A 9,479-nucleotide genomic window follows, 5' to 3' on the forward strand; every position below is an offset into this window, starting at 1 on the left:
GATCACCTCCATAGAGCCGCTCTATAATCAGCCACGCCGTCAGGCGTCCAGCACCTTGCCGGGCTCGATGGTCACGCTCTCGCCGCAGCCGCAGGCGTCGGTCTGATTGGGGTTGCGGAAGGTGAACTTGGCCGAGAGCTTGGTCTTCTCGTAGTCGATCTCGGTGCCGATCAGGAACAGCACCGCCTTGGGATCGATGAGGATGGTGACGCCCTTGTCCTCCACCACCTCGTCCAGGGGCGCGGCGGCCTCGGCATATTCGATGATGTATTCGGACCCGGCGCAGCCGCCGTTCTTCACACCGACGCGCAGGCCCGCATAGGGGACCTCGGCGCGGCCCATGATCTCACGCACGCGTTCGGCCGCGGCGTCCGTCAGGGTGACGACCTTGGGCCGCGGGCGGCGGACACGGGGGGCGGCGGGGGTCAGGTTGAGGTCGGCCATGTCATCTATATGGGTCAGAACATGTTCAATGAAAGTTTCGCCTCGTCGGACATCCGCGAGGGATCCCACGGCGGGTCGAAGACGAGGTCCACCTTCACCTGCCCTATGCCGGGGATTTGCCTGACCGCATCCTCCACCCAGCCCGGCATTTCGCCGGCCACCGGACAGCCCGGAGCCGTCAGCGTCATGTCGATGGCCACGTCCTTGTTGTCGGAGACGTCGACCTTGTAGATGAGGCCCAGCTCATAGATGTCGACCGGGATTTCCGGATCGAACACCGTCTTCAGCTGCTCGATCAGCTGGTCAGTGATCACGTCCAGCTCATGCTGGCTGATCGGCGTGGTCGAGACGGGGGTGGCGTCGTCCATGAGGTCAGGCTCTAAGCGAAGAAGGCTTGGGTACGGTTGAGGGCGTCGACAAAGGCGTCGGCCTCCCCTTCCGTATTATATAGGGCGAAGGAGGCGCGGGCGCTCGAGGTGACGCCAAAGCGCCGCATCAGGGGTTCTGCGCAATGGGTCCCGGCCCGGACCGCGACACCGTAGCGGTCGAGGATCTGGGCCACGTCGTGGGCGTGCGCGCCATCGATGGTGAAGGACAGGATCGCGCCCTTGCCCGGCGCCTCACCGATCACCTTCAGCCAGTTGGCGCCGGCCAAGCCTTCGCGGACGCGGGCATAGAGTTTGTGTTCATGGTCGGCGATGGCGGCGCGGTCCAGTTTGGCGAACCAGTCGATCGCCGCCCCCAGGCCGATGGCCTCCAGGATCGGCGGCGTGCCGGCCTCGAACCGGTGCGGCGGGTCGGCATATCTGATCTCATCAAGAGCGACCGAGGCGATCATCTCGCCGCCGCCCTGGTAGGGACGCAGGGCGGCGAGGCGCTCGGCCTTGCCATAGAGGATGCCGATGCCGGTGGGGCCATAGAGCTTGTGGCCGGAGAAGACGTAGAAATCGACGTCGAGGGCCTTCACGTCGATGGGCTGGTGGACGATGGCCTGGCAACCGTCCAGCAACACCAGGGCGCCGGCGTCGTGCGCCATGGCGATGATCTGAGCGACCGGGTTCACCGTGCCCAGGACGTTGGACATGTGGGTCAGGGCCACGACCTTGGTCTTGGCGCTCAGCAGGTCGGGGATGGCGGCCATGTCCAGCTGGCCGTCGTCGAGGACCGGAATGAACTTGAGCACAACGCCCTGACGCTCACGCAGGAAGTGCCACGGCACGATGTTGGCGTGGTGCTCCATCTCGGTGAGCAGGATCTCGTCGCCGGCCTTCAGACTCGCGCCGAGGCCCGAGGCCACAAGGTTGATGGCTTCCGTCCCACCCTTGGTGAAGACGATCTCGGCCAGGTCTGCGTAGATGAAGTCGGCGGCGCTTTGGCGGGCCTTTTCATAGGCTTCCGTCGTTTCATTGGCCAGCGTGTGGAGCCCACGATGGACGTTTGAATAGGAGTGCTCCATGGCGTGGACCATGGCGTCGATCACGGCGCGTGGCTTCTGGGCCGAGGCCGCGCTGTCCAGATAGATGAGGGGCTTGCCGTTTACCTGGCGGGCCAGGATCGGAAACTCGGCGCGGATCGCTTCAGCATCAAAGGCCATGCTCAGGCCCTCAGCCGGTCGGCGGCCCAGGACCGCGCGATGTCGCGGACGGGCTCGAACCAGATCCGATCGGCCACGGCGCCGACGAAGGCCTCGATCAGCAGGGCGCGGGCCTCGGCCTCGGGCAAGCCGCGCTGGCGCATGTAGAACAGCGCCTCCTCGTCCAGGGCCCCGATGGTGTTGCCATGGGCGCATTGGACGTCATCGGCGAAGATCAGAAGCTCAGGCTTGGCGTCGATCTCGGCCTTATCGGAGAGGATCAGCGCGTTGTGACGCATGCGGGCCTCGGTGCGGTCGGCGCCTTCCTCCACCACGATCCGGCCCTGGAAGATGCCGCGCGCCTGGTCACGAACCACGCCGCGCGTGAACTGGTCGGTGGCGCCGTCGACGCCCTGGTGCAGGACCATGGTGGTCAGGTCGGCGTGGCGCTTGCCTTCGAGCAGATAGAGCCCATCGAGTCGCAGCTTGGCCTCGGCCCCCGGATGGGTGACCTGGGTCTCGATGCGCTGGCGGCGGGCGCCGTTGGTGATGACAGTCTGGCCGTAATCGGAGCCGGGCGACAGGGTGACCTGGGCCTGGCTGACATTGACCCCCTCGGCGCCGTCGGCGGCCAGGACGACGCGTTCGACGGCTGCGCCGGCGTCCAGAACGATCGTCAGGGCGGTGTCGGTGACATAGGCGCTGGAATCGCCCTCATAGCTTTCCAGCAAGCGTAGCTTGGCGTTCGCCCCGACCCGAACGGTGACCTTGCTGGCAAGCGCGCCACCGTCGCGCGACAGGACGCGCAGGGCGACAGCCAGCTTGCCGTCGGCCGGGACCTCGATGACCACATCCGGTTGGCCGCCGGCCACCAGGTGGCGCTCATCGGCCAGGGCGTCGAAGGGCCCTTCGGTCAGGCCCGCGAGGTCCAGGGCCGGAGCCGTCGCCGGCAGAACCCGCAGCAGGCCGCGCAGGTCGGTCCATTTCCAGTCTTCGTCACGCTTGCCGGGCAGCAGGCTGACGTCGCCGGATTTCAGTGCGGCGCTAAGGCTCAAGCGGCCCTCGCATACTTGTCGTAGCCTTCGCGCTCGAGCTCGAGCGCCAGATCGGGCCCGCCGGTGGCGGCGATGCGGCCGCCCGCCAGGACGTGGACCTTGTCGGGTTTGATGTAGTCCAGCAGGCGCTGATAGTGGGTGATCACCAGCATGCCGCGGTCGGGCGAGCGCATGGCGTTGACGCCTTCCGACACGATCTTCAGCGCGTCGATGTCCAGGCCGGAATCGGTCTCGTCCAGGATCAGGAAGCGTGGGGCCAGCATGGCCATCTGGAAGATTTCCATTCGCTTCTTTTCGCCACCGGAGAAGCCGACGTTGAGGGCGCGCTTCAGCATCTCGAAGTCGATCTTCAGAGCCGCTGCGTGTTCGCGAGCCAGCTTCAGGAAGGCCGGCGCGCTGATCTCGGCCTCGCCGCGCGCCTTGCGCTGGGCGTTCATGGACGTGCGGATGAAGGTCAGGGCCGGAACGCCGGGGATCTCCAGCGGATACTGGAAGGACAGGAAGACGCCCTTGGCCGCGCGTTCGCTGGGGTCGAGGGCCAGCAGATCCTCGCCGTTCAGGGTCGCGGTTCCGCCGGTGACGTCATAGCCCGAGCGGCCGGTCAGCACATAGGAGAGGGTCGACTTGCCCGCCCCGTTGGGACCCATGATGGCATGGACCTCACCCGCGGGTACGTCCAGCGATAGGCCCTTGAGGATTTCCTTGCCGTCCACCTCGGCGCGCAGGTTCTCGATATGCAGCATCAGGCGGTCTCGTCGGCTAGGTATTGGGCCAGCACGTCCAGGGCCTGTTCGACGCTGTCGACGGACTGCTGCTTGGTGGGGGCCGCGGTGATGGTGGTGGCCGAGCGCTTGTCGGCGGCGGTGACGTTGATCTGGGCGTCTTCGAAATAGGCGCGCAGGCGGAAGTCGGCGTGTTCGAGGCCCACGGTGTAGCGTGAACGCTCCAGGACCAGCTTCTTCTCCGCCAGAAATTCCGCGTCGGCGGCCAGGATGTCATAGAGCTCGATGGAGCGAGCCTCGTCGGCCTCCTGGCGGGCGCGCTCGGCGTCCGCGCGCGCGCGGCGGTCGGCGTCGCGTTTCAGACGCTCGGCGTCAAAGACTTGCCTGAAGGACATGGCGGCGATCCGTTCCGAAGTGGGCAGGGTCATCCGACGGACCCTTCGAGGGAGATGGCGACGAGCTTCTGGGCTTCCACGGCGAACTCCATGGGCAGCTCCTGCAGCACGTCCTTGACGAAGCCGTTGACCAGCAGCTGGACGGCCTCTTCCTGCGAAAGCCCGCGCTGCATGGCGTAGAACAGCTGGTCTTCCGAGAGCTTGGTGGTGGTGGCCTCGTGCTCGAAGACGCAGCTTCCGTTGCGGGCCTCGATATAGGGCACGGTGTGGGCCGCGCAGGTCTTGCCGATCAGCAGGCTGTCGCACTGGGTGAAGTTGCGCGCGCCCTTGGCCTTGGGGTGGGCCGAGACCAGGCCGCGGTAGGTATTGGACGACCGGCCCGCGCTGATGCCCTTGGAGATGACGCGCGATCGGGTGTTGGCGCCCAGGTGGATCATCTTGGTGCCGGTGTCGGCCTGCTGGCGGCCGTTGGTGATGGCGATGGAATAGAACTCGCCCACCGAACCCTCGCCGCGCAGGATGCAGGAGGGGTATTTCCAGGTGATGGCCGAGCCGGTCTCGACCTGGGTCCAGGACACCTTGGAGCGGTCGCCGCGGCAGTCGGCGCGCTTGGTGACGAAGTTGTAGATGCCGCCCTTCCCGGTGACGGGGTCGCCCGGGTACCAGTTCTGGACCGTGGAATACTTGATCTCCGCGTCGTCCATCACGACCAGCTCCACCACGGCGGCGTGCAACTGGTTCTCGTCGCGCATGGGGGCGGTGCAGCCCTCCAGATAGGAGACGTAGGAGCCCTTGTCGGCGATGATCAGGGTGCGCTCGAACTGGCCGGAATTCTCCGCATTGATGCGGAAATAGGTCGACAGCTCCATGGGGCAGCGGACGCCCGGCGGCACATAGACGAAGCTGCCGTCGGAGTAGACCGCGGCGTTCAGGCACGCATAGTAGTTGTCGGACACCGGCACGACGGAGCCGAGGTACTTCTTCACCAGCTCCGGATGCTCGCGGATCGCCTCGCTCATGGAGCAGAAGATCACGCCGACCTGGGCCAGCTCCTTCTTGAAGGTGGTGACCACCGAGACGCTGTCGAACACCGCGTCCACGGCGTAGCGCGGCGCGCCCTCGACGCCGGCCAGGACGGCCTGTTCTTTCAAGGGGATACCGAGCTTTTCGTAGACAGCCAGGATCTCGGGATCGACCTCGTCCAGGCTCGCGGGACCCTTCTTCTGCGAGGGGGCGGCGTAATAGTAGCTGTCCTGATAGTCGATGCGCGGGAAGTGGACCTTGGCCCACTCGGGCTCGTCCATGGCCAGCCACCGCTCGAAGGCGTCCAGCCGCCAGGCCAGCATCCATTCCGGCTCGTCCTTCTTGGCCGAGATGAAGCGCACGATGTCGGCGTTCAGGCCCTTGGGGGCGAAATCCTGGGCGATGTCGGTGACGAAGCCGTGCTGGTACTTCTCCAGGCTTTCAACATGTTCGATGGTCTGCTTGACGGCGGCCATAATGTGAACTCCTAAGCCGCCGGCGCGCGGCGACGGGCCGCGTGTCGGGAATGAACATCGCTCCAGGCCGCGACGAAGGCGGCCCAGTCGGTCTCGCCGGTGGCCCAGCCGCCGCTGATCCGGATGGCGTAGGGCGCCAGGGCGGTGAGGCCCATGGCGGTGAGCACGGCGCTGGCCTTGACCTTACCGGAAGAGCAGGCCGAGCCGGCGCTGACCATGACACCCATCAAGTCGAGGCCCATCACCTGCAGGTCCGAGGCATGGCCGGGGCTGGCGACGCAGAGGGTGTTGGCCAGGCGCGGCGAGTCGGGCGCGATCACCACGGCGCCCTCGGCCTCCAGGCATGCGGCGGCGAGGTCGCGAAGGGCGGCCTGGCCTGCGAAGGTCTCCAGGTCGCGCAGGGCGGCGGCGGCGGCGGCGCCCAGACCCGCGATGCCCGCGACATTCTCGGTGCCCGCGCGGCGTCCCCGCTCCTGCCCGCCGCCGTGCTGGCGGCGCACCAGGGTGGCGCGGGGGCCGAAGGTGAGCGCGCCCACGCCTTGAGGCCCGCCGAACTTGTGGCCTGAGATGGTGAGGGTGTCGGCGCCCAGGGCCCGGCTGTCGAGGGCGATCTTGCCGGCGGCCTGAATGGCGTCGACGTGCAGCCAGCCCTCGGCGGCGCGCACGATCTCGGAAGCCTCGGCGACCGGTTGGATAATCCCGGTCTCATTGTTGGCGAGCATCAGGGCCACGAAGGGCTTGCCGTCCCCGGCGTCCCAGGACGCCAGCCGGGTCCTCAGCCAGTCGAGATCGGCCAAGCCGTCGGTCCCGACGGGCAGCAGCTCCACCTGAGCCCCGCTCGCTTTGGCCGTCTCCACCACGCTCTCGTGCTCGATGGCGCTGACGATCAGGCGCTTGGATCCGGTCGCCACGGCGCTCTCGACGGCGAGCGCATTGGCCTCGGTGCCCCCGCCGGTGAAGACCACGGTGGAGGCCGGGCCGCCGATCAGGGCGGCGACCTCCTCGCGGGCCTGTTCGACGAGTGCGCGCGCGGCTCGGCCCGCGGCGTGGATCGAGGACGGGTTGCCACCGCTTTCCAGGGCGCGCGTCATCGCCGCGATCGCTTCGGGGCGCACCGGCGCGGTGGCGTTGAAGTCGAGATATACGCCGCTCATGCCGCCTGCCTCGCCGCGCCCAGGCGGCCTGTGACGACGTCGGCCAGGGTGACCGAGGCCAGGTAGCCTTCGATCTGGCGGCCCATCTCTTCCCACAGGTCGTGGGTCAGGCAGCGCTCGCCCTTCAGCATGCAACCCTTGCCCTTGGTGGAGCAGCGGGTGGCGCGCAGGGGTTCGTCCACGGCCATGACGATGTCGGCGATGTTGGTGGTCTCGGCCGTGCGGGCCAGCAGGTAGCCGCCCCCCGGGCCGCGCAGGCTCTTCACCAGGCCGCGGCGGCGCAGGCGGGCGAAGAGCTGTTCGAGATAGGACAGTGAAATCTGCTGGCGTGTCGCGATCTCGGCCAGGGACACGGCCCGTTCGCCCTCCTCGCCGCAGCCCTGACGGCGCGCGAGATCGGCCATGGCCATCACGGCGTAGCGGCCTTTGGTGCTGAGGCGCATGGTTGGGCGAAATCCGGTTGCGAATTTTCGAGCGTTTGACAAGGCCCCTGTGTTAAAGCCGCCGCCTTGCGCGGGGCCATATCCCAGAAGCTCGCCTGAGGGCGTGATCTAGGAAGACCAAGCGCGTGAGTCAACTATTCGACGTGAGGATGGCATGCCTGAAGTGGTTCTGACCGGCGCGGCCGGCCGCATTGAGGGCCGGTACTCGGCGGGCAAGAGTGAAACGGCGCCGATCGCGCTGATACTGCACCCCCACCCGCGCGCCGGCGGCCAGATGAACCACCCGGTGGCGGTTCAGCTCTTTCACCTTTTCATGAAGCGCGGCTTCTCCACCCTACGCTTCAACTTCCGCGGCGTCGGCCGCAGCCAGGGCGAGTTCGACTCAGGCATCGGGGAACTGGCCGACGCGGCCACCGCCCTGGATTGGCTGCAGACCACCAACCCTGCGGCCTCGCAGTGCTGGGTGGCCGGCTACTCCTTCGGCGCCTGGGTCGGCATGCAGCTCCTGATGCGTCGCCCGGAGACGGACGGCTTCATCTCCGTTTCGCCCCCCACCAACATGTATGACTTCAGCTTCCTGGCCCCCTGCCCGGCCTCGGGCCTGATCCTGCACGGCGGCGCGGATACGGTGGTGCCGCCGGTTGAAGTCGAGCGCGTGGTCTCCAAGCTCCGCACCCAGAAGGGCATCGTCATCGACCACGAGGTGATCGAGGGCGCGACCCACTTCTGGGCCGAGAACCTCCCCGACGTCGAGCAGCGCGTCGGGACCTATCTCGACAAGCGCATCGCAGCCGACCCGATTTAGGAATCATAGTTGACGCGTGACGGACGCCTGAACCGGCATCCACTTCAGGCTGTCACGCTTCCCGCTAGTAGAGCAGATGCGGTTGGCGCTCGATCAGCCAGGCCTGCTCGTCCGGGACCGTGATGGCGTCGAGGTCCTCAGGCGTCGAGGCCGGGTCATCCACCCATTCCCGCAGCAGCGGCCCGCCGTTGATTACGTCAATGGCCAGCTTGCCGAGCTCGTACTCGTACGGGAAGTCGCGCCACAGATCGTAGTCGGGATAGAGCCGCCGGATCGCCTTGAAGGCCAGGGCCTGGACCCGCCAGGGCTTGAAGGCGTCGTGGTCGTAGCCCGGCCCCTCGGTGTGAATCTGCAGGCCGTTGCAGAGCTTTCCCACATGCTTGTGGAAGGTCGGCTCGAACCAGCACTCCCGCAGCACGCAGCCCGCCAGCCACTCGGGTGCGAAAGCCTTCATTTCCTCCAGCACGGCGCGGGCGTCGATGTCCGGCGCGCCGAACAGCTCCAAGGGGCGGGTGGTGCCACGGCCCTCCGACAGGGTCGCGCCTTCCAGCATCACCGTGCCGGCATAGGCGCGCGCCATCCAGAGATTCGGCGCGTTGGGGCTGGGATTGACCCAGGCGCGCTCGCCCTGCGGCCAGCCGTGGCCGGGCGCCGCCTCAGGCTTCCAGCCCTCCATCTCGATCACCCGATACGTCACGTCGAGGTCGAAGGTCTTGATGAACCAGTGGCCCAGCTCGCCCAGGGTCAGGCCGTGGCGCATGGGGATGGCCCCTGCGCCGACGAAGCTCTCCCAACCGTCCCTGAGGGTCAGGCCCTCGACGGGGCGGCCGGCGGGGTTAGGGCGATCCAGCACCCAGACCTCCTTGCCGTGGGCGGCGGCCGCCTCAAGCATGTACCGAAGGGTGGTGACGAAGGTGTAGATTCGGCAGCCCAGATCCTGCAGGTCGATCAGCACCACGTCGAAGGTGCTCATCATCTGGCCGGTGGGGCGGCGCACCTCGCCATAGAGGCTGAAGACCGGGATGCCGAGCACCGGGTCATCGAAGTCCGGGCTCTCCACCATGTTGTCCTGCTTGTCGCCCCGCAGGCCGTGCTGCGGCCCGAAGGCCGAGGACAGCTGGATTTCCTCGCAGGCGGCCAGAGCGTCCAGGGCGTGGGTCAGGTCCTGGGTCACCGAGGCCGGGTGCGCCACGAGGCCGACGCGGCGCCCCTTCAGAGGCGCGCGCAGTTGCGGTTCGGCGAGAAGTCGATCGAGGCCAAATTTCATGCGCGCTCTGCTGGCGTGAGGATCTGCGAGAAGCCGTCGGCGTGGTGGAAGTCCGGTCGCCCGGCCGGGTGGGCCAGGGCCCAGTAGGACTTGAGGCCGTCCCTCTGCTCGATCACCGCCGT

At 67.3% G+C, this 9,479-nt stretch carries 11 protein-coding genes; 1 reads left to right on the top strand and 10 read right to left on the bottom strand.

Annotated features, from left to right (window positions below; translation table 11 throughout):
- Positions 1 to 39: 39 nt before the first annotated feature.
- From RMO97_RS18880 to RMO97_RS18920, 9 genes are read right to left on the bottom strand one after another with little or no spacing between them, the layout of a single operon-like run.
- A complete protein-coding gene (locus RMO97_RS18880; protein ID WP_310542553.1) occupies positions 40 to 444 on the bottom strand; it encodes an iron-sulfur cluster assembly accessory protein in 405 nt (134 codons plus the stop codon).
- Between the two features lie 14 nt (positions 445 to 458).
- Positions 459 to 812, bottom strand: a complete 354-nt coding sequence (locus tag RMO97_RS18885) for an SUF system Fe-S cluster assembly protein (RefSeq protein ID WP_310542554.1) — start codon at positions 810 to 812, stop codon at positions 459 to 461.
- An 11-nt stretch (positions 813 to 823) separates the two neighbouring features.
- Positions 824 to 2,038, bottom strand: coding sequence for a cysteine desulfurase (locus tag RMO97_RS18890; protein ID WP_310542555.1), 1,215 nt, complete (start codon positions 2,036 to 2,038; stop codon positions 824 to 826).
- A 2-nt stretch (positions 2,039 to 2,040) separates the two neighbouring features.
- Positions 2,041 to 3,072: a Fe-S cluster assembly protein SufD gene (gene sufD, locus RMO97_RS18895; RefSeq protein ID WP_310542556.1), complete on the bottom strand. Its 1,032-nt coding sequence runs from the start codon at positions 3,070 to 3,072 to the stop codon at positions 2,041 to 2,043.
- Positions 3,069 to 3,815, bottom strand: coding sequence for a Fe-S cluster assembly ATPase SufC (gene sufC / locus RMO97_RS18900; protein WP_310542557.1), 747 nt, complete (start codon positions 3,813 to 3,815; stop codon positions 3,069 to 3,071). Before sufC ends, sufD begins: the two co-directional genes overlap by 4 nt.
- Entirely contained in the window at positions 3,815 to 4,222 is a 408-nt protein-coding gene (locus RMO97_RS18905) for a hypothetical protein (RefSeq protein WP_310542558.1), read from the bottom strand. The genes sufC and RMO97_RS18905 overlap by 1 nt, the downstream gene beginning before the upstream one ends.
- Positions 4,219 to 5,688, bottom strand: coding sequence for a Fe-S cluster assembly protein SufB (gene sufB / locus RMO97_RS18910; protein ID WP_310542559.1), 1,470 nt, complete (start codon positions 5,686 to 5,688; stop codon positions 4,219 to 4,221). The genes RMO97_RS18905 and sufB overlap by 4 nt, the downstream gene beginning before the upstream one ends.
- Before the next feature lie 11 nt (positions 5,689 to 5,699).
- Positions 5,700 to 6,842: a cysteine desulfurase family protein gene (locus RMO97_RS18915; protein ID WP_310542560.1), complete on the bottom strand. Its 1,143-nt coding sequence runs from the start codon at positions 6,840 to 6,842 to the stop codon at positions 5,700 to 5,702.
- Positions 6,839 to 7,285, bottom strand: coding sequence for an Rrf2 family transcriptional regulator (locus RMO97_RS18920; protein WP_304779988.1), 447 nt, complete (start codon positions 7,283 to 7,285; stop codon positions 6,839 to 6,841). The genes RMO97_RS18915 and RMO97_RS18920 overlap by 4 nt, the downstream gene beginning before the upstream one ends.
- 154 nt (positions 7,286 to 7,439) lie before the next feature.
- On the opposite strand from RMO97_RS18920, the gene RMO97_RS18925 reads away from it, so the two are divergent.
- Positions 7,440 to 8,090, top strand: a complete 651-nt coding sequence (locus tag RMO97_RS18925; protein ID WP_215340221.1) for an alpha/beta hydrolase — start codon at positions 7,440 to 7,442, stop codon at positions 8,088 to 8,090.
- A gap of 64 nt (positions 8,091 to 8,154) precedes the next feature.
- On the opposite strand, the gene RMO97_RS18930 is transcribed toward RMO97_RS18925, so the two are convergent.
- Complete coding sequence (locus RMO97_RS18930; protein WP_310542561.1) at positions 8,155 to 9,357, bottom strand: DUF1343 domain-containing protein; 1,203 nt, start codon at positions 9,355 to 9,357, stop codon at positions 8,155 to 8,157.
- Positions 9,358 to 9,479 lie beyond the last annotated feature (122 nt).

The sequence above is a fragment of the Phenylobacterium sp. genome, assembly GCF_031425575.1.
Lineage (GTDB): Bacteria > Pseudomonadota > Alphaproteobacteria > Caulobacterales > Caulobacteraceae > Phenylobacterium.

What these genes read in the sequence shown, in the direction of transcription:
- RMO97_RS18880 (WP_310542553.1), bottom strand. Translation starts at nt 444, where the DNA reads ATGGCCGACCTCAACCTGACCCCCGCCGCCCCCCGTGTCCGCCGCCCG.
- RMO97_RS18885 (WP_310542554.1), bottom strand. Translation starts at nt 812, where the DNA reads ATGGACGACGCCACCCCCGTCTCGACCACGCCGATCAGCCAGCATGAG.
- RMO97_RS18890 (WP_310542555.1), bottom strand. Translation starts at nt 2,038, where the DNA reads ATGGCCTTTGATGCTGAAGCGATCCGCGCCGAGTTTCCGATCCTGGCC.
- sufC (WP_310542557.1), bottom strand. Translation starts at nt 3,815, where the DNA reads ATGCTGCATATCGAGAACCTGCGCGCCGAGGTGGACGGCAAGGAAATC.
- RMO97_RS18905 (WP_310542558.1), bottom strand. Translation starts at nt 4,222, where the DNA reads ATGACCCTGCCCACTTCGGAACGGATCGCCGCCATGTCCTTCAGGCAA.
- sufB (WP_310542559.1), bottom strand. Translation starts at nt 5,688, where the DNA reads ATGGCCGCCGTCAAGCAGACCATCGAACATGTTGAAAGCCTGGAGAAG.
- RMO97_RS18915 (WP_310542560.1), bottom strand. Translation starts at nt 6,842, where the DNA reads ATGAGCGGCGTATATCTCGACTTCAACGCCACCGCGCCGGTGCGCCCC.
- RMO97_RS18920 (WP_304779988.1), bottom strand. Translation starts at nt 7,285, where the DNA reads ATGCGCCTCAGCACCAAAGGCCGCTACGCCGTGATGGCCATGGCCGAT.
- RMO97_RS18925 (WP_215340221.1), top strand. Translation starts at nt 7,440, where the DNA reads ATGCCTGAAGTGGTTCTGACCGGCGCGGCCGGCCGCATTGAGGGCCGG.
- RMO97_RS18930 (WP_310542561.1), bottom strand. Translation starts at nt 9,357, where the DNA reads ATGAAATTTGGCCTCGATCGACTTCTCGCCGAACCGCAACTGCGCGCG.